The organism is Blastococcus sp. PRF04-17 (assembly GCF_023016265.1).
Taxonomy (GTDB): Bacteria; Actinomycetota; Actinomycetes; order Mycobacteriales; family Geodermatophilaceae; genus Blastococcus_B.
On sequence record NZ_CP095412.1, the window covers coordinates 351,169 to 372,935 of the forward strand.

General features: G+C 74.1%; 21 protein-coding genes. 13 read left to right on the forward strand and 8 right to left on the reverse strand.

From position 1 onward, the window contains the following. The first annotated feature begins 34 nt into the window (after window positions 1-34). From MVA48_RS01790 to MVA48_RS01805, 4 genes are all read left to right on the forward strand, one after another. Window positions 35-1,249: a C40 family peptidase gene (locus MVA48_RS01790; RefSeq protein WP_246985120.1), complete on the forward strand. Its 1,215-nt coding sequence runs from the start codon at window positions 35-37 to the stop codon at window positions 1,247-1,249. Between the two features lie 278 nt (window positions 1,250-1,527). Then, window positions 1,528-2,721, forward strand: coding sequence for an AAA family ATPase (locus tag MVA48_RS01795; RefSeq protein ID WP_246985122.1), 1,194 nt, complete (start codon window positions 1,528-1,530; stop codon window positions 2,719-2,721). Further along, window positions 2,718-3,755: a DUF58 domain-containing protein gene (locus MVA48_RS01800; RefSeq protein ID WP_246985125.1), complete on the forward strand. Its 1,038-nt coding sequence runs from the start codon at window positions 2,718-2,720 to the stop codon at window positions 3,753-3,755. The genes MVA48_RS01795 and MVA48_RS01800 overlap by 4 nt, the downstream gene beginning before the upstream one ends. After that, window positions 3,752-4,708 carry a VWA domain-containing protein gene (locus tag MVA48_RS01805; RefSeq protein WP_246985127.1) on the forward strand — a complete coding sequence of 319 codons (957 nt, stop codon included), beginning with the start codon at window positions 3,752-3,754 and terminating at the stop codon, window positions 4,706-4,708. The genes MVA48_RS01800 and MVA48_RS01805 overlap by 4 nt, the downstream gene beginning before the upstream one ends. A gap of 43 nt (window positions 4,709-4,751) precedes the next feature. Here MVA48_RS01805 and MVA48_RS01810 read toward each other — a convergent pair whose 3' ends face one another. From MVA48_RS01810 to MVA48_RS01820, 3 genes are read right to left on the reverse strand one after another with little or no spacing between them, the layout of a single operon-like run. After that, on the reverse strand, window positions 4,752-5,723 hold the full coding sequence (locus tag MVA48_RS01810; RefSeq protein ID WP_246985129.1) for a quinone oxidoreductase family protein: 972 nt from the start codon (window positions 5,721-5,723) through the stop codon (window positions 4,752-4,754). Between the two features lie 45 nt (window positions 5,724-5,768). Then, entirely contained in the window at window positions 5,769-6,302 is a 534-nt protein-coding gene (locus MVA48_RS01815) for an MBL fold metallo-hydrolase (RefSeq protein WP_246985131.1), read from the reverse strand. Further along, window positions 6,299-6,571 carry a hypothetical protein gene (locus MVA48_RS01820; RefSeq protein ID WP_246985132.1) on the reverse strand — a complete coding sequence of 91 codons (273 nt, stop codon included), beginning with the start codon at window positions 6,569-6,571 and terminating at the stop codon, window positions 6,299-6,301. The genes MVA48_RS01815 and MVA48_RS01820 overlap by 4 nt, the downstream gene beginning before the upstream one ends. 416 nt (window positions 6,572-6,987) lie before the next feature. On the opposite strand from MVA48_RS01820, the gene MVA48_RS01825 reads away from it, so the two are divergent. Both MVA48_RS01825 and MVA48_RS23695 read left to right on the forward strand, forming a co-directional pair. Then, window positions 6,988-9,072 carry a DEAD/DEAH box helicase gene (locus MVA48_RS01825; RefSeq protein ID WP_246985134.1) on the forward strand — a complete coding sequence of 695 codons (2,085 nt, stop codon included), beginning with the start codon at window positions 6,988-6,990 and terminating at the stop codon, window positions 9,070-9,072. A 188-nt stretch (window positions 9,073-9,260) separates the two neighbouring features. Next, complete coding sequence (locus MVA48_RS23695) at window positions 9,261-10,253, forward strand: transglycosylase family protein (protein ID WP_305852279.1); 993 nt, start codon at window positions 9,261-9,263, stop codon at window positions 10,251-10,253. Between the two features lie 21 nt (window positions 10,254-10,274). On the opposite strand, the gene MVA48_RS01835 is transcribed toward MVA48_RS23695, so the two are convergent. Then, complete coding sequence (locus MVA48_RS01835; protein WP_246985137.1) at window positions 10,275-10,961, reverse strand: NRDE family protein; 687 nt, start codon at window positions 10,959-10,961, stop codon at window positions 10,275-10,277. A gap of 83 nt (window positions 10,962-11,044) precedes the next feature. On the opposite strand from MVA48_RS01835, the gene fabG reads away from it, so the two are divergent. From fabG to MVA48_RS01850, 3 genes are read left to right on the forward strand one after another with little or no spacing between them, the layout of a single operon-like run. Further along, the gene (fabG, locus tag MVA48_RS01840) at window positions 11,045-11,749 is read left to right on the forward strand and encodes a beta-ketoacyl-ACP reductase (protein ID WP_246985139.1); all 705 of its coding nucleotides are present in this window, start codon (window positions 11,045-11,047) and stop codon (window positions 11,747-11,749) included. After that, the gene (gene fabI / locus MVA48_RS01845; RefSeq protein WP_246985141.1) at window positions 11,749-12,531 is read left to right on the forward strand and encodes an enoyl-ACP reductase FabI; all 783 of its coding nucleotides are present in this window, start codon (window positions 11,749-11,751) and stop codon (window positions 12,529-12,531) included. Before fabG ends, fabI begins: the two co-directional genes overlap by 1 nt. Before the next feature lie 54 nt (window positions 12,532-12,585). Further along, window positions 12,586-13,731, forward strand: a complete 1,146-nt coding sequence (locus MVA48_RS01850; protein ID WP_246985143.1) for a ferrochelatase — start codon at window positions 12,586-12,588, stop codon at window positions 13,729-13,731. Between the two features lie 116 nt (window positions 13,732-13,847). Here MVA48_RS01850 and MVA48_RS01855 read toward each other — a convergent pair whose 3' ends face one another. Together MVA48_RS01855 and MVA48_RS01860 are read right to left on the reverse strand one after the other, a co-directional pair. Continuing rightward, complete coding sequence (locus MVA48_RS01855; RefSeq protein WP_246985145.1) at window positions 13,848-14,426, reverse strand: hemerythrin domain-containing protein; 579 nt, start codon at window positions 14,424-14,426, stop codon at window positions 13,848-13,850. 11 nt (window positions 14,427-14,437) lie between these two features. Then, window positions 14,438-15,190 (reverse strand): hypothetical protein, encoded by a 753-nt coding sequence (locus MVA48_RS01860; protein ID WP_246985147.1) that lies wholly within the window; start codon window positions 15,188-15,190, stop codon window positions 14,438-14,440. Window positions 15,191-15,277: 87 nt separating this feature from the next. Here MVA48_RS01860 and MVA48_RS01865 point away from each other — a divergent pair, with 87 nt between their 5' ends. Next, window positions 15,278-15,742, forward strand: a complete 465-nt coding sequence (locus MVA48_RS01865; RefSeq protein ID WP_246985149.1) for an NfeD family protein — start codon at window positions 15,278-15,280, stop codon at window positions 15,740-15,742. 91 nt (window positions 15,743-15,833) lie between these two features. Continuing rightward, the gene (locus tag MVA48_RS01870; RefSeq protein ID WP_246985151.1) at window positions 15,834-17,012 is read left to right on the forward strand and encodes an SPFH domain-containing protein; all 1,179 of its coding nucleotides are present in this window, start codon (window positions 15,834-15,836) and stop codon (window positions 17,010-17,012) included. A 102-nt stretch (window positions 17,013-17,114) separates the two neighbouring features. On the opposite strand, the gene MVA48_RS01875 is transcribed toward MVA48_RS01870, so the two are convergent. Continuing rightward, the gene (locus tag MVA48_RS01875; RefSeq protein ID WP_246985153.1) at window positions 17,115-18,095 is read right to left on the reverse strand and encodes an RNA polymerase sigma factor SigF; all 981 of its coding nucleotides are present in this window, start codon (window positions 18,093-18,095) and stop codon (window positions 17,115-17,117) included. Then, complete coding sequence (locus MVA48_RS01880) at window positions 18,092-18,589, reverse strand: ATP-binding protein (RefSeq protein WP_246985155.1); 498 nt, start codon at window positions 18,587-18,589, stop codon at window positions 18,092-18,094. Before MVA48_RS01880 ends, MVA48_RS01875 begins: the two co-directional genes overlap by 4 nt. A 227-nt stretch (window positions 18,590-18,816) precedes the next feature. On the opposite strand from MVA48_RS01880, the gene MVA48_RS01885 reads away from it, so the two are divergent. Beyond that, entirely contained in the window at window positions 18,817-20,670 is a 1,854-nt protein-coding gene (locus MVA48_RS01885) for a SpoIIE family protein phosphatase (RefSeq protein ID WP_246985157.1), read from the forward strand. Between the two features lie 60 nt (window positions 20,671-20,730). Further along, window positions 20,731-21,744, forward strand: coding sequence for a DNA topoisomerase IB (locus tag MVA48_RS01890; RefSeq protein WP_246985159.1), 1,014 nt, complete (start codon window positions 20,731-20,733; stop codon window positions 21,742-21,744). Window positions 21,745-21,767 lie beyond the last annotated feature (23 nt).

A 21,767-nucleotide genomic window follows, 5' to 3' on the forward strand; every position in this document is an offset into this window, starting at 1 on the left:
GGTGCCGTCTGCATGTCGAGGAGAGGTCGAGGTCGTGGCCAGCCGTACGTGGAGCAGTGTCATGGGCGTGGCCGTCGCGGCCGCGGTCACCGTGGGGCTCGCACCGGGCATCGCCGCGGCGGCGCCGAGCAACGGCCAGATCGCCGAGGCCGAGAGGGCCGCCGCGCGCGCTGAGCAGCAGATCAGGGACCTGTCGGGTCAGCTGGCGCGCGCACAGGACGTCGTCGCCGCCGCCCGAACCGCCGCGGTCATCGCGCTGGACGAGTACCAGGCGATGCAGGGCGCGTACCAGGTCGCCCAGCAGGAGGCCGACATGGCGGCCGCCGCCGCGGCCAAGGCCACCGCCGATCTCGAGGTCGCCCGGGACGAGGTCATCGCCTTCGCCCGGCGCAGCTACATGGAGGGCAGCACCTACGCCGGTGCCGCCGCCCTGATCACCGCGGCCGATCCCGCGCAGATGATCGAGCGCGCCGCGCTGCTCGAGGCGGCGGGCAGCCACCGGTCCGCCGTCCTCGACCGGGTCACGGTGCTGCAGGAGCAGGCGACGGCGGCCGACGCGGCGGCCCGCTCGGCGGTGGCGGACGCGGCGGCCCTCAGGACGGTTGCCGAGGAGAAGCTCGCCGTCGCGCAGGCGGCGGAGATCGAGGCGCGGCAGCAGGCGACCGCACTCGTCGCCCAGCAGGGGCAGCTGCAGGCGCAGCTCGCCGCGGCCGAGGCGGAGCTCGCCTCCTTCGTCGGCGCCCGCGCGGCCGCCGAACGCACGGCCCGGGTCGACCGCCCCTCGCCGGCGCCGCGGCCCGCGCCGATCGGGAACCAGAACCAGGCCGGCGCCGGCGACGCCAACGCCGCGGCGGTGGCCATCGACGCCGCGAAGAACTACCTCGGGCTGCCCTATGCCTGGGGCGGCGGCGGCACCTTCGGCCCCGGTCCGGGTCTGCACCCCGACACGGGCGTCATCGGTTTCGACTGCAGCGGGCTGACCCAGTACGCCTACGCGCAGGCCGGCATCAGCATCCCGCGCAACAGCCGGGCGCAGTACGCCGCGCTGCCCAAGGTGCCGAGCCACGCGCTGCAGCCGGGCGACCTCGTCTTCTGGGCCAACGACGCGTCGGACCCCACGACGATCTACCACGTGGCGATCTACCTCGGCGGCGACCAGGTGATCCAGGCGCCCCAGAGCGGTGACGTCGTGAAGATCTCGGCGATGTGGTGGAGCGGCTACGCCGGCGCGGTGCGACCGAGCGCGTGAACCGGGCCTGCCCCCGGACATGAGGGCGTCGGGCAGCCACGGGGGGAGCTGCCCGACGCGAGAGCAAGGCTAGCAGCCACCACCCCCTCCGGGCAGGGGTGTGGACACGGCTCGGCGCTCGTTTCCGCGCCGTGCCGAGGCGGCCGTCCCCGCCTCGGCGGCGTCCGCCCACGGCGCCCAGGAAGGTGTAGGACACTGGGCTCCGGGGCGGGCCGCGCCGTCCCGTCGACGGCTCTCCCGTGCCGGGAGGACGTGGACCGGCACGACCAGGGAGTTCCGTGAGCACCGCTGCCAGCACGCCGATCGAGAGCTCTTCGCAGGGTGCGGCCGCACCGGTGCCGCCGTCGGTCGACGCGAGCCGGCTCGAGCGGGTGCTCTTCGAGATCAAGCGGGTGATCGTCGGCCAGGACCGTCTCGTCGAGCGGATGCTCGTGGCCCTCCTGGCCCGCGGCCACGTGCTGCTCGAGGGAGTCCCCGGCGTGGCGAAGACCCTCGCCGTGGAGACGCTGGCCACCGCCGTCGGCGGCCGCTTCGCCCGCCTGCAGTTCACCCCCGACCTGGTGCCGGCCGACATCATCGGCACGCGCATCTACAAGGCCGGGCAGGACACCTTCGACACCGAGCTCGGCCCGGTGTTCGCCAACTTCGTCCTGACCGACGAGATCAACCGCGCGCCGGCCAAGGTGCAGTCGGCGCTGCTCGAGGTCATGGCCGAGCGGCAGGTCTCGATCGGCGGCGTGACCCATCCGCTGCCCGACCCCTTCCTGGTGCTGGCGACGCAGAACCCGATCGAGTCCGAGGGGGTCTACCCGCTGCCCGAGGCGCAGCGCGACCGCTTCCTGATGAAGGTGCTCGTCGACTACCCGAGCCCCGAGGAGGAGCGCGAGATCGTGTACCGGATGGGCTCCGAGCCGCCGGTCGCCGAGACGGTGCTCAGCCCGGGCGAGCTCATCCGCCTGCAAAAGACGGCCTCGCAGGTGTTCGTGCACCACGCCCTGGTCGACTACGTCGTCCGACTGGTCGTCGCCACCCGGTCGCCCCGGGAGCACGGCATGGAGGACGTCGCGACCTGGGTGTCCTACGGCGCCAGCCCCCGCGCGTCGCTGGGCCTCATCGCCGCCAGCCGTGGGCTCGCGCTGGTCCGCGGGCGTGACTACGTGCTGCCGCAGGACGTCCTCGACGTGACCGCCGACGTGCTGCGGCACCGGCTGGTGCTGTCCTACGACGCCCTGGCCGACGGCGTGCCGGCCGACCACATCGTCAAGCGGATCGTCCAGACCGTGCCGCTGCCACAGGTCGCCCCGCGGCAGAACGCCGGCGGCTTCGGCCCGAGCGCCCCGGGTGGTCCGCACGTGCCGCAGCCGCACTTCGGGCCGCCGCAGGGTGTCGTCCCGAACGGTCCCGTGGGCAACGGTCCGGGCCCGCAGGCACCGAGTTCCAACGGGTACGCGCAGGGACCGCACCCGGCGTGATCCTCCGTCGTCGCGGGGCCGCGGACCCGCCGGCCCCACCCCCGCCGGCCGAGCACCGGGGGCTGCTGCTGCACCCGGCGACGCCCGGTTCGGGCGTCGACCCGGGTGCGGGTGACGGGGCGCCGCCGCGGTTCACCGACGGCCCCGCCGACGTGCTGCTGCGGCGTCTCGAGCTCACCGTGCGCCGGCGCCTCGACGGCCTGCTGCAGGGCGACCACCTGGGTCTCGTGCCCGGTTCCGGCTCGGAGGCCGGCGACTCGCGCACCTACCACCCGGGGGACGACGTCCGCCGCATGGACTGGCCCGTGACGGCGCGCACCCAGGTGCCCCACGTCCGGGAGACCATCGCCGACCGCGAGCTCGAGACGTGGGCGGTGGTCGACCTGTCCGCGAGCCTCGACTTCGGCACGGCCAACTGCCAGAAGCGCGACCTGGCCATCGCCGGCCTGGCCGCGGTGGGACACCTCACCGTGCACGGCGGCAACCGGCTCGGCGCCGTCGTGACCACGGGCGAGCAGGTGACCCGCCACCCGGCGATGCCCGGGCGACTGGCCGCCGAGCGGCTGCTGCGCTCGGTGGTGGCGACCCCGCGGGCGGCCGGCGGCCGGCGCGGGGACCTGGCGGCGGCGCTGGAGTCGCTGCGCCGGCCCCCGCGGCGGCGCGGGCTGGTCGTCGTGATCTCCGACTTCCTGGGCGACCTCGACTGGGAGCGGCCGCTGCGCGGGCTGTCGACCCGGCACGAGCTGCTGGCGATCGAGGTGGTGGATCCGCGGGAGCTGGAGCTGCCGGATGTCGGCCTGCTGACGGTTGTGGACCCGGAGAGCGGGCAGACCCTGGAGGTGCCGACCGGCAACCCCGAGTTCCGCGAGCGGTTCGCCGCCGGCGCGGCGGCGCAGCGGCGGGAGATCGCCGCCGCCCTGCGCCGGGCCGGGGCCGGTCACCTGCAGCTGCGCACCGACCGGGACTGGCTCATGGACGTCGTCCGGTTCGTCGCCGACCGCCGCCGGGCCGGCAGCGGGGGAGCGTCGCGATGATCTTCCAGGCACCGCTGTGGCTGCTGGCACTGCTCGCCGTCGTCGCGCTCGTCGCCCTGTACGTCGTGCTGCAGCTGCGCCGCAAGGCGTACGCGGCGCGGTTCACCAACGTGGCGCTGCTCGGCTCGCTCGTGCCGAGGCGCCCGGGCTGGCGGCGGCACCTGGCCTTCGCCGTCGTCGCGCTCGGCCTGGCGACCCTGGTCGTCTCCCTGGCCCAGCCCAGCACCGAGGTGCGGGTGCCGCGCGAGCGGGCGACGGTGGTCATGGCCGTCGACGTGTCGCTGTCGATGCAGGCCACCGACATCGAGCCCGACCGCTTCCGCGCCATGCAGACCGCGGCCAAGGAGTTCGTCGAGGTGCTGCCCGAGCGGATCAACCTGGGGCTGGTGTCCTTCGCCGGGACGGCGACCACGCTGGTGCCCCCCACGACCGACCGCCAGCAGGTCGTCGGCGCCATCGACAACCTGGACCTCGCGGAGTCGACGGCGATCGGCGAGGCGGTGTTCACGTCGCTGACCGCGATCGAGAACTTCCAGTCCACCCTGGACGCCGGGGAGGCCGAGGAGGTGCCGGCGCGGATCGTGCTGCTCTCCGACGGCTACAACACCGTCGGCCGCGAGGACACGCAGGCGATCGACGCCGCCCGGGCCGCCGGCGTGCCGGTCTCGACGATCGCGTTCGGCACCGACTACGGCACGCTCGACCTGGACGGCGAGACGGTGCCGGTGCCGGTCGACCGGGCCACGCTGGAGAACATCGCCGAGCAGACCGGCGGCAGCTACAGCGAGGCCGCCAGCGCCGCCGAGCTCGAGCAGGTGTACGCCGACCTCGGCAGCCAGATCGGGTACACGACCGAGCCGCAGGACATCAGTCCGTGGTTCGTCCGCGGTGGCGTCGCCCTGGCGCTGCTGGGCGCCGTCCTCAGCCTGCTCTGGACCAACCGCCTGGTGTAGGCGGAGTGGTACGGGCGCGTTATCCGCGCCGTCCCACTCCGCATCAGCGGGCCGGGTCGAGGACGAGCTTGCCGGTGGTCCGACGGGCGAGCAGGTCCTGGTGGGCGTCGCGGACGTTCGACAGCGGATAGCGGCCGCCGACGATCGGCCGCAGCGAGCCGTCGGCGACCATGGGCAGCAGCTCGCCCATCGCGGCGTCGAGCAGCTGCGGCCGGGCCATGCAGTGCGCCAGCCAGAAGCCGATGACCGCCCGGCTCCGCTGCATCAGCGCCCCCGGCGGCACGGCCTTCGTCTCCTGCCGGGCGGCCATGCCGTAGGTGACCAGCCGGCCGAAGGGGGCCAGTGCCGACAGCGATCCGGCGAAGACGTTGCCTCCGGTCATCTCCAGCACGATGTCGACCGGCTTGCCGCCGTTGGCCTCGCGCAGCGCACCGGTGAACTGCTTCGGGTCGTCGTCGGCCAGCGCCGGGTCGACGGTGGCGTCGGCGCCGAGCTCCTCGGTGAGCGCCCGCTTCTCGGGGCTGGACGCGGTGGCGATGATCCGCCCGGCGCCCCACCGCTTGGCCAGCTGGACGGCGAGGCTGCCGACCCCGCCGGCGCCGGCGATCACCACGACCGACTCGCCCTCGGCCAGGTGCGCGCTGGTGCGCAGCAGGTGCCACGCGGTGGCGCCCTGCAGGACGACGGCCAGCGCCTGCTCGTCGCTGACGCCGTCCGGCACCGGCCAGGTGAGGAAGTCGTGGGCGACCGCCTTCTCGGCGTAGCCGCCGCCGTCGAGCAGGCCGACCACTCGCCGGCCCCCGCCCACCGGCGTGCCGACGAACTCGGCGCCCGGCACGAGGGGCAACTGCTGCGCGGCCAGGTAGGAGTTCTCGATCTGGTGGGTGTCGGCGTAGTTGATGCCCGCCGTGGAGACGTCGTACAGCGTCTGGCCCGCCCCCGCCTCCGGCTCGGCGATGTCGACGACCTCGAGGACCTCCGGACCGCCGAAGCGGGTGATCTGCACGGCACGCATGTCCGGCAGGCTATGCGGTGCGCACGGGGCGCTGCAGCGGGCTCCTCAGCCGATCCATCTGCGCAGCTCGCCGGTCAGGACGCGGCCGAACCGCAGCTCCGGGAAGTGCGCGCCGGCCCCGTAGGTGTTCTCGGCCTCGAGCTCGCGGAACAGTCGCTCCCGCACCCGGGCGGCGAGCTGGGGGTCGACGTCGCCCATGGCGTGCCACGTCGGTTCGTCCAGCTGCACGGGACAGGTGATCGCGTCTCCGAGGAGCAGCGCCCGGTGCACACCGGAGGACACGACGACCGACAGGTGACCCGGGGTGTGCCCCGGGGTCATCGTCACGTCGACACCGGGGACGACGGTGGTGTCGTGGCTGACCAGGTGGACGCGGGCGCCGTCCGTGGTCAGCATCCCCTGCCGGATGTGGTCGAGCATCCTGCTCCGCGGATCCAGGACGAAGTGCTGCCAGTCGGCTGCACCGAACCAGAGGTGGGCCCGGGGGAAGACCGGCCGGCCGGCCAGGTCGAAGAGCCATCCGCAGTGGTCGAGGTGCAGGTGGGTGCAGATGACGACGTCGATGTCGGCCGGGCTCACCCCGCCGCGCGGAGCCCGACCATCAACTGCCCGCCGACGAGCAGCCTCCGGGGGCCGTCGTCGTGCAGGTCCGGGCCCAGGCCCGTGTCGACCAGGACCACGGAGGAGCCGGTCCGGACGAGGAAGGTGCCGATCGGCAGCCACGCCTGGCCGTGCCGGTCGAAGAAGTCCTCGTGTCCGTGCGCGGTGACGTGGTCGCCGAAGTAGCCGGGGCTGGCCCGGAAGGTGCCGTCGGCGATCGGGTGGACGTCGATGTCCCCGACCCTCATAGGTGCTCCCTCCCGTGGTGTGTGCACAGACGCTCCATCAGGTGGTCGACGACGTCCAACCGGCCTCGCCTCGGGCTCGGTACGGCGAGGGCGGCCGGGGGCGCATCCACTCCGGTGGGGCGATGGCCCACTACTGTTGTGTGCACACGGCACATCGCACGCCGCTCGGCCCAGCGCCGGCTCCGTTCCGCCGCGGGTTGCCCGGACGATCGACCGGTCGTCGTCGGTCCCACCCCGGCCGGATCTCCGGCGCACAGGAGTCGACCACGCGCCCGCCGGACCGCGCGGACCAGCCGTGCCGGCCGTCGGAGGCCGGCAGCGGCAACCGTGCCGTGCACGTCAGAGGAGGGTTCGTGACTCGACCAGGCCGTCGCCCATCGGGCGCGCGCCGTTCCGGCTCCCGGAACGACCGGAGGGTGCGTCCCGGCGACGACGTCATGGCGGTCCTCGCCCGCGCCGTCCGCGACGTCGAGGGGGCCGTCGCGCGCCGCGCCGCGACGCCGTCGGTCCGCGCCGAGTTCCAGGCGATCGCGCTCCTGCTGCGCGAGGAACGCGCCCGCGTCGTGGCGGACGAGTCCAGCAGTGCCGCGTACCGCTCCGAGCAGCTCAAGCGCCTCGACGGGATCGCCGCCATCCTCGGCCGGGTGGCGGTGCGCGACAGCGCCCTGCTCGCCCTGCTCGCCGACGACGCCATCCCCTCGGAGGGGGCCAAGGAGCGCCGCCGGGACATGCTCAAGGCCGTCGGCATCGAACCGGAACCCGAGGAGCCGCCGGTGGTGGAGCCGGCGGTCGATCCGGCGCTGGCCGAGCGCCAGGTCGTGCCGCAGTCGGTGATCTCCCGTCAGCTGGCCAACCCGTTCCTCGCCCCCGACTTCGAGGCCGCACGGCCGGCTCCGGCGCGGCCGCGCCGGCTCGCCGGCTGGGAGCTGCTGGGCCCCCTGTTCAGCTCCTTCGAGCGCGCCGGTGGCGGCGCCCCCGCCTGCATGGAACTCCCGGAGCCGGCTCCCTGGCAGGTCCCCGCGGGCCTGGAGCTGATGCCCCACCAGGCCCGGATGGTGGCCGCGGCGGCCGCCGGGCACCGGACCTTCCTGCTCGCCGACGAGCCGGGGCTGGGCAAGACGGCGCAGTCGCTGGTCGCCGCCGAGGTGTCGCAGGCCTATCCGCTGCTCGTCGTGGTGCCGAACGTGGTGAAGACCAACTGGGCCCGCGAGGCCGGCCGGTGGACGCCGAACCGCCGGGCGACGGTCATCCAGGGCAACGGCGAGCGGATCGACGGCTTCGCCGACGTCGTGATCGTGAACTACGAGGTGCTGGACCGGCACGTGGGCTGGCTCGGCGACTTCGGGTTCCGCGGGATGGTCGTCGACGAGGCGCACTTCATCAAGAACAAGACCTCGCAGCGCTCGCAGCACGTGCTGGAGCTCGCCGAGCGGATCCGTTCGCGCACCGCCCGCCCGCTGCTCATGGCGCTCACCGGCACGCCGCTGATCAACGACATCGACGACTTCCGCGCCATCTGGCAGTTCCTCGGCTGGATCGACGACACCCAGCCGCTCGGCCCGCTCACCGACTGCCTCGAGGAGACCGGCCTGACGCCGGCCGACCGCAGCTTCTACCCAGCCGCCCGGCAGTGCGTCATCGACCTGGGCATCGTCCGCCGGCGCAAGGTCGACGTGGCGGCCGACATCCCCGCCCGCCGCATCGCCGACCTGCCCGTCGAGCTCGACGACAAGGCCGGGCGGTCGATCCGGGCGGCCGAGCGAGAACTCGCCCGCCGGCTCGTCAAGCGCTACGAGAGCGCGCTCGCGGCCCGCGAATCCGCCACCGTCGTCGAGGGCATCGATCACGGACTGGTGCGCAAGGTGGCCGGCTGGGAGCTCAAGGACACCAGCACCAAGACCGCCGGCGAGAACGTCTTCAGCATGATGCGGCGCATCGGCCAGGCCAAGGCCGGCCTGGCCGCCGACTACGCCGCCCAGCTCGCCCGGAGCGCGGGCAAGGTGGTGTTCTTCGCCAAGCACGTGGACGTGATGGACGTCGCCGAGGAGACCCTCGAGCGGCTGGGGGTGCGCTACTCCTCGATCCGCGGCGACCAGACACCCACCTCGCGGCAGAAGAACATCGACGCCTTCGTCAACGACCCCGACGTCGCCGTGGTCGTCTGCTCCCTCACGGCCGCCGGCGTCGGGCTCAACCTCCAGGTCGCCTCCAACATCGTGCTCGCCGAGCTCTCCTGGACCGACGCCGAGCAGACGCAGGCGATCGACCGTGCCCACCGGATCGGGCAGACCGAACCGGTCACGGCCTGGCGGATCATCGCCGCCCAGACCCTGGACGCCCGGATCGCCGAGCTCATCGACAGCAAGGCCGGCCTCGCCGCGCGGGCGCTCGACGGCTCGGACGAGGAGACGCAGTCCTCGGCCGACGTCCAGCTCGAGGCGCTGGTCGCGCTGCTGACCCAGGCCCTGGTCCAGCCGGAGGCGTACGCGGGCCGGAGCTGAACGGCGGTCCCCGCCGGCGCGGGATTCCCCCTCCGGGGGCAGGCTGGGGCGCGGGCGTGCTCAAGAAGTGGCCCGGACGGGTCGATCCCGGAGAGGAGTTCCGGGCTCGGCAGCAGCGAAGGGCGGTGGGGGAGATGGGCGCGTCGCGGGTGATTTGCCGCCGCCGCCGGACGGGTCGCGCGGTCGTCGTGACCGTCGCCGCCGCCGTCCTCGCGGGCACCGCGCCGGGCACGGCATCGGCCGCCCCGGCCGACGAGCGCGCCGCGACCCGTGCGGCCGAGGAAGCCGGGGCGCAGGTCGGCCGGCTGCTCACCCAGATCGGCGACGCGCAGGGCGCGGTGGACGACGCCGCCGCGCGGGTCTCCCGGGCACTCGCCGACGTCGCGACCCAGGAGCGCGCCCACGACGCCGCGCTGGCGCACGCCCGCGTGGCCGCGGCCGCCGCGCAGGAGGCGCGGGCCGACCTCTCCGGCGCCCGGGACGCCGTCGCCGTGTTCGCGCGCAACAGCTACATGAGCGGCTCGACCTCACCGGTGCTGGAGAGCCTGCTCACCTCGGGCAGTCCGGCCCAGGCACTGGAACGGGTCGCGCTGCTCGAGGCCGCGGGCAGCCACCGCTCCACCGTGCTGACGGTCGCGGCGTCCGCGCAGGAGCGGGCGGCCGAGCTGGAGTCGGAAGCCGAGGACGCCCTCGCCGACGCCGCGCGGCAGCAGGACGCGGCTCGCACCGCCCTGGCGGCGGCCGAGGCCGTCCAGGCGGCCGCACAACGGCAGGTCAGCGACCTGCGGACGGCGCAGTCGGCCATGCAGGCCCGGCTCGACGAGGCGCGGTCGGCTCTCGTCGCGCTCCAGGAGCAGCGGGCGGCCGCTCAGCAGGCGACCCGGCAGGCGCCGCCGCGCACGCCGTCCGCCCCCGCCCCGTCCCCGCCACCGCCGGTGCGCACGGGGCACGACTGGGACGCCGTCGCGATGTGCGAGTCCGGTGGGAACTGGAGCATCAACACCGGCAACGGCTACTACGGCGGCCTGCAGTTCAGCCAGTCGACGTGGGACGCGTTCGGCGGCCAGACCTACGCGCCACGCGCCGACCTGGCGACCAAGAGCGAACAGATCACCGTCGCCGAGCGGGTGCTCGTGGGCCAGGGGCCCGGCGCCTGGCCCACCTGCGGCCGAAACCTCTGACGGCGCTCGGGCGAGCCCGCCTCAGCTGACGACGGTGTCGGTCCAGGAGCCCTCGATCCACGGGGTGCGGCTGTACTCCAGGCGCAGCCGTCCCGGTACGGCGTCCATGAGCTGGCAGAACACCGTCGCGTAGACCAGACCGTCCTCCTCGTGCCGCACGACGAGGGCCGACGGGTCGTCCGCCGGCTCCGAAGCCAGCACCAGCTCCTGCCAGCCCTCGGGGAACGGCGCCTCGGCGAACCGGCCCAGCCACCGGTCGGCCTTGCGGTCCTCCGGCCCGCCCGAGGTGACGAGCAGTGTGCCCTCCGGGTGCTCGGCGGAGCTGAGCCGCTCGCCGTCGAAGAGCCACGTCGTCAACCGGTCGGAAGTGACCAGGACCAGGCTGAACGAGGCCATCCCCTCCAGCCGGATCGCCGCCGGCCAGTCGGCGCCGCGCGCGACGCCCAGCAGCGGCAGGAGCCCGCGGCTGGGCGCGCCCGGGTCGCCGAGGCGCTTCTCGGGCCGGTTGAGCACGAGCGCGGTGGCTCCGCTGGCGACGTCGGTCGCGCACCACGTCCCGCCGGCGGTCCGATCGCGTCCGCCGACGGCGCCGGGGAACTCCGGCCACCACCGGCCCGGGTCGTCGAAGTCGCGGGAGGTGAGCTCGTCGCGGAGCGCCAGGATCTGCGCCGGACGCCCCGGGGACCACCGCACCGCCACCGTGCACACGCAGCGCATCATCCCTGCACCGGTGCGATCGGCGCCCTGCGACTAGGTTTTCCAGCAAGACATCCGGCGCAGGGGAGTGGCACGTGAGCAGATCGGTGCTGGTGACCGGCGGCAATCGGGGTATCGGACTGGCGATCGCCCGCTCCTTCGCCGAGCAGGGGGACCAGGTGGCGGTCACCCACCGCGGCAGCGGGGCCCCCGACGGGCTGTTCGGCGTCCAGTGCGACGTCACCGACGCCGACGCCGTCGACCGGGCCTTCGCGGAGGTCGAGGAGCGCCAGGGCCCGGTCGAGGTGCTGGTCAGCAACGCCGGAATCACCCGCGACGGCCTCCTGATGCGGATGAAGGAGGAGGACTTCACCGAGGTCCTCGACGCCAACCTCACCGCCGCCTACCGGGTGTCGAAGCGGGCGACGGCGAAGATGGTGCGCGGTCGCTTCGGCCGCATGATCTTCGTGTCGTCGGTCGTCGGACTCCTCGGCTCGGCGGGTCAGGCCAACTACGCCGCGAGCAAGGCCGGGCTGGTCGGCCTGGCGCGCTCCATCGCCCGCGAGCTGGGCAGCCGCAACATCACCGCCAACGTCGTGGCCCCGGGCTTCGTCACCACCGACATGACCGCGGCGCTGCCGGAGGCCCGGCAGAAGGAGATCCTCGGACAGGTCCCGCTCGGCCGGTACGCCGACGCGGACGAGATCGCCGGCGTCGTCCGCTTCCTCGCGAGCGACGCCGCCGGCTACATCACCGGGGCGGTCGTCCCGGTCGACGGCGGACTGGGAATGGGGCACTGATGAGCGGCAGCGACGGGATCCTGGCGGGCAAGAACGTCTTGGTGACCGGCGTCCTGACGGAGGCGTCGATCGCGTTCGCCACCGCCCGGATCGCCCAGGAGCAGGGCGCGACCGTCGTGCTCTCCAACTTCGGGCGGGCACTGTCGCTGTGCCAGCGGATCGCCAAGCGCCTGCCGCAGGAAGCCGCCGTCGTCGAGCTCGACGTCACGAACACCCAGCACCTGTCGACCCTCGCCGACCGGCTGCGCGAGCAGGGCTTCGACCGCCTCGACGGCGTCGTCCACTCCATCGGCTTCGCGCCGCAGGAGGCCATGGGCGAGGGCTTCCCCGAGGTCGCGTGGGAGCACGCGGCCACGGCGTTCCAGGTGTCGTCGTGGTCCTACGCCTCGCTGACCCAGGCCTGCCGTCCGCTGCTGGGCAACCCGTCGTCGGTCGTGGGGCTGACCTTCGACGCCTCGGTCGCCTGGCCGGTGTACGGCTGGATGGGCGCGGCCAAGGCGGCGCTGGAATCGGTGAGCCGGTACGTGGCCCGCGAGCTCGGCCCCGAGGGCATCCGGTCGAACATCGTCGCCGCCGGGCCGCTGCGCAGCATGGCCATGAAGTCCATCCCGGGCAGCGCCCAGTTCGAGGAGGCGTGGGAGGGCCGCGCCCCGCTGGGCTGGTCGGTCACCGACACCGAGCCCGCCGGAAAGGCAGTCGTCGCCCTGCTGTCGGACTGGTTCCCCGCCACCACCGGCGAGATCGTGCACGTCGACGGAGGGTTCCACGCCGTCGGTGTGTAGGGCCCTCGGCGTGTGACCTGCATCCGCCCGCACCGCTCAGGGAGAAGACCACCCGTGCCCCGCGCCACCGTCGACATCACGCCCGCAGGCCAGCGCCCCGACGAGGACCCCTCCCTCGCCGTCCGCAACAACGGCGGTGTCCCGCCGTCCTCCGAACCGGCGCCGTCCGGACGACGGGAGGCGCTGCTCGTCCTCTCCTTCGGCGGACCCGAGGGGCACGACGACGTGATGCCGTTCCTCGAGAACGTGACCCGCGGCCGGGGCATCCCGCGGGAGCGGCTGGAGGAGGTGGCCGAGCACTACCACCACTTCGGCGGCGTCAGCCTGATCAACGAGCAGAACAAGGCGCTGATCGCGGCCGTGGAGAAGGAGCTGGCCGCGGCCGGTCTGGACCTGCCGGTCTACTGGGGCAACCGCAACTGGGCGCCCTACGTCGAGGACACCTGGGCGCAGATGGCCGCCGACGGCATCGAGCACGTCTACGTCTTCGCCACCTCGGCCTACGCCTCGTTCTCCGGCTGCCGGCAGTACCACGAGGACATCGCGCGGGCCCGCGTGTCCTCCGGTGGGGGGCCGACGGCGGAGAAGCTGCCGCACTACTTCGACACCCCCGGGTTCGTCCAGGCCAACGCCGACGCCCTCGCAGCGGCGATCGGCTCGCTGCCCGAGGACCTGCGGGGAACCGCCCGGCTGGTCGCGACGGCGCACAGCATCCCCGACGCCATGGCCGCCGTCGCCGGGCCGCAGGGCCACGCCTACGAGGCCGAGCTCATGGCGGCCGCGGAGCGGGTCGTGGCGGAGGCGGCACCGGGCCGGACGTTCGACCTGGTGTGGCAGAGCCGCAGCGGTCCGCCGTCCGTGCCGTGGCTCGAGCCGGATGTGAACGACCACCTGCGCACGCTGGCGGCCTCCGGCGAGACGGCCGTCGTCCTCTTCCCGATCGGCTTCGTCAGCGACCACCTCGAGGTGATCTGGGACCTGGACAACGAGGCGAAGCAGACCGCCGAGGAGCTGGGCCTGGCCTTCGCCCGAGCGGCGACGGCGGGCACGCACCCGGCGTTCGTCGAGTCGGTCCGCCTCCTGCTGGAGGAGCGCCGCGCGGGAGGACTCCCGCGCCTGGGCACCGACTGCCCGGCGTCATGCTGTTTCGTTCGTCGCCCTGTCGGGCGACACGGCGGCCAGGAGCCGTCCCCCCGCTGAGCTCCGCCGCTTCCTCGCTCCTGCGCGGAGCCCTGCGGGTCCCACTCGGCGCGACCTCCGTCATCTCCGCCAGGCGGGGGCGATCTCCTTCGTGTAGCGGCGGCCGAAGACCTTCGTCAGGACCGTGACCACGGGGGGCGGGAGCTGCGTGCGGAGGAACGCCCGGTCGTCGTCGGTATCCCGTCGGTCAGCCAGGCGAAGAACCGGCCGCCGACCCCCGGGGACACCGCCCGCAGCTTCTTCTCCACCGCCTTCCACTCGGGCGTCCCGAGGTGCGGCCGCAGCGCCGGCTCCAGCTCGTCCTCCTCGTGGGCCAGGTGCCGGTCGACGACCGCCCGGGTCCGGCCGACGCTCGCGCGGGCCGCTGCGGCGTCCGTGGCCGACGCGGTGTCGGAGAACCGCGTCATCGCGGCGGACGTCTCGGCGAGCGCGTCGGCCATGGCGTGGTGCTCCGCTTCCATCGCGCGCAGCAGCTCGGGGGAGACGCCCGCCCGCTCGAGCATGGGCCAGATGTGGGTGTCCTCGCCCTCGTGGTGGTGGGTCAGCTCCAGCCGGAGGTTCGCGTAGGCGCGGGCCAGTTCCGCGGCACGCGCCCGGTCGCCGTCGGAGACCTGACCCAGGGCGGCGTCCAGCCGATCCAGGTCACGGCGGACGGCGGCGTGGATCAGCCGGTTCATCGTCATCGGCGCGGTCATGCCGCCGCAGGCTAACGACCCAGGGGCTCCCGCGGCACCGCGTTGAACGCGGCCCCGACCGCCGAGCGGACGGCGTCGGCGAGCGGGCGCAGCGCGACGTCACGGGCCGCGGCCTGCCGGTGGGTGACCGCGCCGCCCGGGGCGTCGGCCATCGCCAGGTCGAGCACCTTCGCCAGCCGCGAGGCCCGCCCGAGCACCGACACCGCCAGCGGATCGTGGTCGGCCGGGAGGTGCGGTCCGGCGGCGGGTTTCGCCAGGCCGGCGAGCAGCGCGGGCACCTCCGGGTGCCATCGGGCGAGGCCCAGGCCGGCGAGGGTGCGGGCGGCGTCGGCCACGGCGAGGTCGAGCTCGCCCGACACCGCGCGCAGCGTTCCCTCGGCCGCGGGCGGGAGAGACGCCACGCCGTCCAGGGGGAAGGCCGTCCACTGCACCGCCTCGGGACCGGCCTCCTCCGGCACCAGGGCGAGCCGTTCGCCGACGGCCACCTGCCCGGCCTCCACCGCCGCGGCGGCCAGGCCGGGAACCGCCGGCAGGCCACGGACGTCGCCCGGGACCGGGAGCACCAGGCGGAGCCGACGCTCCCCGAGCCCGCGCAGGGCGCTCAGCGCGGAGCCGAGAGGCACCGCCTCGTCGCTCCCGGGCAGGCCGGTCACCCGGTGTGCGGTGTCGCCGAGGACGGCATCCAGGGCCTCGTCGTAGGAGCAGCGGCCGGCGAGCCACGCGGTGGCCCACGCCGCGAGACGGCCGGCGGGGAACTCGTGCACCGCCCGAGGCTACGACGCGGCCCGGCGGCGGCGTCCGCACCCGTTCCGTATCGGTTCGGCACCGTAGGGGACGACGAACGTCCTGGCATGGCGGACGTCTGGGAGACTCGGATCATGGCTGCCTGGTTGCTCTGGCTGATCGCCGCGGGGCTCTTCGCGGCCGGCGAAATGGTGAGCCTCGACCTCGTCCTGCTGATGCTGGCCGGCGGTGCGCTCGGCGGCATGACCGTCGCGCTCGTCGGCGGTGCCACGGTGCTCCAGCTGATCGCCTTCATCGCCGTCTCCGCGCTCCTGCTGGCCGTCGTGCGCCCGATCGCGAAGAACCACCTGACCAACCGCTCACCGCTGCAGCTCGACGGCGTCGACACCCTGATCGGCCGGACCGCCAAGGTGACCAGGGACGTCGACGCCTCCGGCGGGCGGATCCGCATGGGCGCCGACGAGTGGACCGCCCGCAGCCAGCACAGCGGCGAGACCTTCGCGGTCGGCGCCACCGTCCGGATCATGCAGGTGGACGGTGCGACGGCGGTCGTCGGGGACGCGTTGGAGTGAACCCGAGGTGGACCTCTCGCCCGGACCGTGACCCGGCCGTCCCCGAGCGGCAGGATCGAACCCGTACCGCCCCCATCGAAGGGAGCCCGCCGTGGAACCGGCAATCATCGCGCTGATCGTGGTCGCACTCCTGGTGATCATCGTGCTCGTCAAGAGCGTCACGATCGTCCCCCAGGCCCAGGCCAAGGTGATCGAACGCCTGGGGCGCTACAGCCGCACCCTCTCGCCCGGACTGAGCCTGCTGGTGCCCTTCGTCGACCGGGTGCGGGCGACGATCGACCTGCGCGAGCAGGTCATCTCCTTCCCGCCGCAGCCGGTGATCACGTCGGACAACCTGCAGGTCGGCATCGACACCGTCGTGTACTTCCAGGTGACCGACCCGAGGCTGGCCGTCTACGGCATCGCGAACTACATCACCGGCATGGAGCAGCTGACCACGACGACCCTGCGCAACGTCGTCGGCGGGCTGAACCTCGAAGGCGCGCTCACCGGTCGCGACGGCATCAACAGCCAGCTGCGCGAGGTGCTCGACGGCACCACCGGCCCGTGGGGCCTGCGGGTCGCCCGCGTCGAGATCAAGGCGATCGACCCGCCGCCGTCCATCCGCGACTCGATGGAGAAGCAGATGCGCGCCGACCGCGACAAGCGGGCGATCATCCTGCAGGCCGAGGGTGCGCGGCAGTCGGCGATCACCACCGCCGAGGGCCAGAAGGCCGCGGCGATCCTCTCGGCCGAGGGCAAGAAGCAGTCCGCGATCCTCGAGGCGGAGGCCGAGCGGCAGAGCCGGATCCTGCGCGCCGAGGGTGAGCGGGCCGCGCTGTTCCTGCAGGCGCAGGGCCAGGCGAAGTCGATCGAGACGGTCTTCCAGGCCATCCACGACGGCAAGCCCGACCAGGGGCTGCTGGCCTACCAGTACCTGCAGACGCTGCCACAGATCGCCCAGGGCGACGCGAACAAGATGTGGATCGTGCCCAGCGAGTTCAGCAAGGCGCTGGAGGGGCTGTCGCGGCTCGGCGGGGCCGAGGGCGACGGGAAGTCGTGGCTGGACGTCGAGCCGTCGGGGAACGGCGGCGGCCGGCAGGCCGAGGGCATCGACACCAGCAGCTGGTTCGAGTCGCAGCTGCCCCGTGCCGCCGACCAGCCGGAGGCGAAGATCGAGCTGTCCAGCATCGCCGACGTGCCGCCCCCGACGCCGCCGTCGCTCTCGCAGGCCAAGCAGGAGGTGCGCGAGACCCCGCAGCTGGGACAGGGGTCACCAGAGGGGCCGTGAGGAGCGGGGCCCGGAGGGCCCCCGACGAGCGGTCGGACGCGCTCCGCTCGCCGGGGACGGCTCCTGGCCGCGGTGCGGTCCGGAGGACCGCAGTGTCATCGCTCAGTCCTTGAGCAGGCCCTCGCGGAGCTTGGCGAGGGTCTGGCTCAGCAGCCGCGAGACGTGCATCTGCGAGATGCCGATGTCCGCGGCGATCTGCGACTGCGTCATGTTGCCGAAGAACCGCAGGATGAGGATGCGGCGCTCACGAGCGGGGATGGTCGCCAGCAGCGGCTGCAGCGACTCCCGGTACTCCACGCCCTCGAGGGCGGCGTCCTCCTCGCCGAGCGTCGCCGCCAGCGTGGGGGAGTCGTCCTCGCCGGAGAGCCGCTCGTCCAGGGAGCTGCTCCGGTAGGCGTTGGCGACCGCGAGCCCCTCCAGCACCTCGGCGCGCGGGATGCCCAGGTGCTCGGCGAGCTCCGACGGTGTGGGCGCCCGGCCGTTCTTCTGGGCGAGCTCGCCCACCGCCGCGTTCAGCGACAGGTGCAGCTCCTGCAGCCGGCGCGGCACGCGCACCGACCAGCCCTGGTCGCGGAAGTGCCGCTTGATCTCACCGGTGATCGTCGGCACGGCGAACGAGAGGAACTCCACCCCGCGCGTCGGGTCGAACCGGTCGATGGCCGCGATCAGGCCCAGCGTGCCCACCTGGAGCAGGTCGTCGAACGGCTCGCCGCGGTTGCTGAACCGGCGCGCGAAGTGCCGGACCAGCGGCAGGTGCTCCTCGACGAGGACCTCCCGCAGCCGCTCGCGCCGCGGGTCGCCCTTGTCCAGCGTGGCGAGCTCGGCGAACAGCGGCGCCGTCCGCTCGGCCCGGCGCCGGTTGTCCGAGAGCGGCGGCGCGGCCTCTGTCTCGGTCGAGGCCTCGGCGGGCTCGACGGCCGGTGGGTCCTCGTCCGTCGCTGCGGCCCGGGGGTCCGGGACGATCTCGGCGTCGGTCGGCTCCTGGTCGACGGTCTCGGGTCCGGGATCCACGTCCTCGGAGCGCTGGTCGGGCAGTGGTACCTCCACGACGGGGGTCTCGCCGGTCGAGGGTGACCGGCTCACCGGGCCACCGAGAGGTTCTGCTCGGCACCGCCTGCGACGTCGCTGGGACGCTGGCCCGGCAGGTACTTGTCCATCGTGATGACGCCGACCGGCGTGGCGCTGCCGCTCCCGGCCGGCACGTCCGCCTGCGTGGAGCTGTGTGCGTCGACGACGTCCACCAGCGTGGCGAGGATCGCCCAGCCGAAGCCGTCCCGAGGCACCTCGGTGCCCTCGGCGGTCGGTACCCACGCCTCGACGTGCAGCCCGGTCCGGGTGGTCTCGAACGTCACGGTCAGCTCGGCGTCGCCCAGCGCGATCTGTGCCAGCGTCGCGCACGCCTCGTCCGCGGCCAGGCGCAGGTCCTCCACCGAGTCCAGGTCGAAGTCCATGCGGATGGCCAGGTCAGCGGCGACGGCCCGGACGGCGGGCAGGTAGGTGGCGCTCGTCGGCACGCGGAGCTCCAGGCGCTCCGCGGGTCGTGCGTCCTGCGCGAGGGCAGCCCTCGAGTCGGCCATCCGTGTGTGCTCCTTCATCGCCCGCGCACCCGTCGTCCGGGGCGCGGCAGTGTCGTCGTGGGTGGGCCCGCCGGGGGTTGCAGCGGAGCGCGGGAGTCCTCCCGGCTGTGCCCAACCTCGGCTCTGTACCCGAGGTGTCCGGTCGTCCAAACGTGCCTGCATCCACCGCCCACCGTAGGCGTCCACGCGGTTGCCGGTGCCCGGACCCTGGTATTTGCTGGCCGGAGATGAGTACCGGTCCCGGCAGTGTGCCACCGCTCCCTGGACCCGCCGGGGAGGCGGGCACCGCTGTCCTGGTCGCCGCGATGGAGTCGGCGCCGGCGGCGATCTACTGCCTGTCCGCCGCCGCCGAGCCGGTGTGGGCCAACGCCCGCGCCCGGGCGCTGGGCACCGATCCCGCGGCGATGCCCATGATCGACGGCCGCAAGGTCGGGGAGCTCGTGGAGGCGGCGCTGCGCACCGGCCGGCCCGAGACGGTGACCGGTCCGCTCGGTCCCGGCGGCCCCAGGGCGACGGCCGTGGTGCGCCCCCTGCGCGTCGCGGGTGGCCAGGGCGCGCTGCTCGTCCTGGAGTCCGAGGACGTCGTGGCCGACCCCTCGCTGTGGCCCCGGACGGCCGACGGGGTGGAGCAGGCGCAGCTGTCGCTGCTGCCGCCGTCCCTGCCGATGCTGCCCGATCTGCGGCTGTCGGGCAGCTACCACCGGGCCAGCTCCTCCACGGCGGCCGGTGGGGACTGGTACGACGCGGTCTCGCTCGGCGGCGGTCGGGTGGCGCTCGTCGTCGGCGATGCGGTGGGGCACGGAGTGCCCGCGGCCGGCGCGATGAGCCGGCTGCGCGGTGCCATGCGCTCCTCGGCCCTGCGGGACCCGTCCCCTGCGGCGGTGCTCGCCGCGCTCGACGACTTCGCCGGCCAGATGGACGACGTCGAGGGCGCGTCGGTCTTCTACGGAGTGCTCGACGCGGGCACCGGCGACCTGGTCTACGCCGCCGCTGGGCACCCGCCGCCCCTCGTGGTGGGGACCGACGGTGGCACCGCGTTCCTGCCGCTGGACCCGCGCCCTCCGCTGGGCAGCTTCCCGGGCAGCCCGGTCGCAGAAGGCCGGCTCGTGCTCGAGCAGGGGGCCACGCTCGTCCTGTTCTCCAACGGGGCGGTCACCAGTGCCGCAGCCGAGGCGCCCCGGGCGCTGGAGCGGCTGTCGAACGCGGCGCGGACCGTTCTGGGCGACCCGGACACGCTGGACCGCGCCGAGAGGGCGGACCTCGCCGCAGCGGTCGCCGAGGGCGCCCGCTCGCCCGGCGGATGGCCCGACGACGTGGCGGTGCTCGTGGCGCACCGCCGGTCGGCCACGCTGGAGCCGCTGCACCTGGAACTGATCGCCACGCCCGCGGTCCTTCCCGGGATCCGGCGCCGGCTCGGCGGCTGGCTCACCGGACTGGGCATGGGGGAGCAGGACCGGGTCGGCGTGATGGTCGCCGTCGGCGAGGCCTGCGCCAACGCCGCCGAGCACGCGTACCGCGGCAGCGAACCCGGCCCGATGACGGTCACGGCGGCCGTCGACGTCGACGGGCTGCTCACCGTCACCGTGCGCGACCAGGGGTCGTGGCGGCCGCCCGACCGGGACCCCGGTGACCGGGGCCGAGGACTCATGATCATGCGTCAACTGGTCGACGGTGTCGTCCTCGAGGAGGAGGAACGCGGCACGGCGGTCACGCTGAGCATGCGCCTTCGCCGGACCCCCGACGTCGACCCGGAGCTCGGCGCCGCCACGGCGAACGCCACGGTGACCGTCGACCGGTCCGGTGCCCGTCCGGTCGTGCGCGTCAGCGGCGCCGTCGACGAGTTCAGCGCCGAGCAGCTGCGCATCCGGCTGCTCGAGGCCAGTCACGGCGGCACCGGCCGGGTGGAGCTGGACCTGGGAGGGGTGTCGCTGTTCAGCAGCGCGGCCGTCCGCGTCGTCCTGGCCATCGCGCGCATCGCACGCGACGAAGGCTGGCGGCTGGTCGTGCACGCCGCCGAGGGCGGCGTGACGCGGCACGTCCTGCAGATCAGCGGGCTGGGCGGTCTGGTGGACCTGCGCTGATCCGGGTGGCGGTACCGCTGCGTCCGTTTGGGACGGCCACCGGGTGACCATCCTCCGACGGTGAGACTTCGGCGCAGCGACGTCAACGGCCCCGGCTACCGGCGACGCCGGGCCGGGCGTGGCTTCGCCTACTACGACACCGACGGCGTCCTGATCAGGGACGAGGACGTCCTCGACCGCATCCGCGGGCTGGCCGTTCCGCCGGCGTGGAAGGACGTCTGGATCTGCCCCTGGCCGAACGGGCACATCCAGGCGACCGGCGTGGACGCGGCGGGTCGGCGGCAGTACCGGTACCACGACCAGTGGCGGGCCCGGCGCGACGCGGAGAAGCACGAGCGGGTGCTCGAGATCGCCCACCAGCTGCCCGACGTGCGCGACGCGGTCAACGCCGGCCTGCGCACCCGCGGCCTGAACCGGGACCGCGTGCTGGCCTGCGCCATCCGGCTGCTCGACCTGGGGGCCTTCCGGGTCGGCAGCGAGCAGTACGAGGAGGAGAACGGCACCTACGGGCTGGCCACGCTCAAGCGCGCCCACGTGTCGGTGCGCGGCGAGCGGACCTTCTACTCCTACACCGCCAAGGGGGGCATCGAGCGGGAGGTGGAGATCACCGACCGGCCGACGGCGACCATCGTCCGGCAGCTGCTGGACCGGCCGGCGGACGCGGGGGAGGACCTGCTGGCCTACCAGACCGAGGACGGCGAGTGGCGCGACGTCACCAGCGCCGAGATCAACGCCTACCTCAAGGAGATCAGCGGCGCGGAGATCACCGCCAAGGACTTCCGGACGTGGACGGCGACGGTGCTCATGGCCGCCGCCCTCGCCGAGGCGCCGCCGCCCAGGAGCCGCACCGCCCGCAAAAAGGTGGTCAGCGCCGCCTACCGGCAGGTCAGCGAGCAGCTGGGCAACACACCGGCGGTCTGCAAGGCCAGCTACGTCGACCCGCGGGTGGTCGACCGGTTCGAGAACGGAGAGACCATCCGGCAGCACGTGCTGGAGCGCGCGGACGAGGCGGAGGCCGACCGCGACACCCAGAAGCTGCTCGAGCAGGCGGTGTGCCAGCTGCTGTCTGCCTGAGGAACGCGAAAGGCCCCGCCGGC

Excerpts from the sequence above, each read along its gene's own strand:
- MVA48_RS01805 (WP_246985127.1), top strand. The coding sequence starts at position 3,752 with ATGATCTTCCAGGCACCGCTGTGGCTGCTGGCACTGCTCGCCGTCGTC.
- MVA48_RS01810 (WP_246985129.1), bottom strand. The coding sequence starts at position 5,723 with ATGCGTGCCGTGCAGATCACCCGCTTCGGCGGTCCGGAGGTCCTCGAG.
- MVA48_RS01820 (WP_246985132.1), bottom strand. The coding sequence starts at position 6,571 with ATGAGGGTCGGGGACATCGACGTCCACCCGATCGCCGACGGCACCTTC.
- fabI (WP_246985141.1), top strand. The coding sequence starts at position 11,749 with ATGAGCGGCAGCGACGGGATCCTGGCGGGCAAGAACGTCTTGGTGACC.
- MVA48_RS01855 (WP_246985145.1), bottom strand. The coding sequence starts at position 14,426 with ATGACCGCGCCGATGACGATGAACCGGCTGATCCACGCCGCCGTCCGC.
- MVA48_RS01865 (WP_246985149.1), top strand. The coding sequence starts at position 15,278 with ATGGCGGACGTCTGGGAGACTCGGATCATGGCTGCCTGGTTGCTCTGG.
- MVA48_RS01880 (WP_246985155.1), bottom strand. The coding sequence starts at position 18,589 with ATGGCCGACTCGAGGGCTGCCCTCGCGCAGGACGCACGACCCGCGGAG.
- MVA48_RS01885 (WP_246985157.1), top strand. The coding sequence starts at position 18,817 with ATGAGTACCGGTCCCGGCAGTGTGCCACCGCTCCCTGGACCCGCCGGG.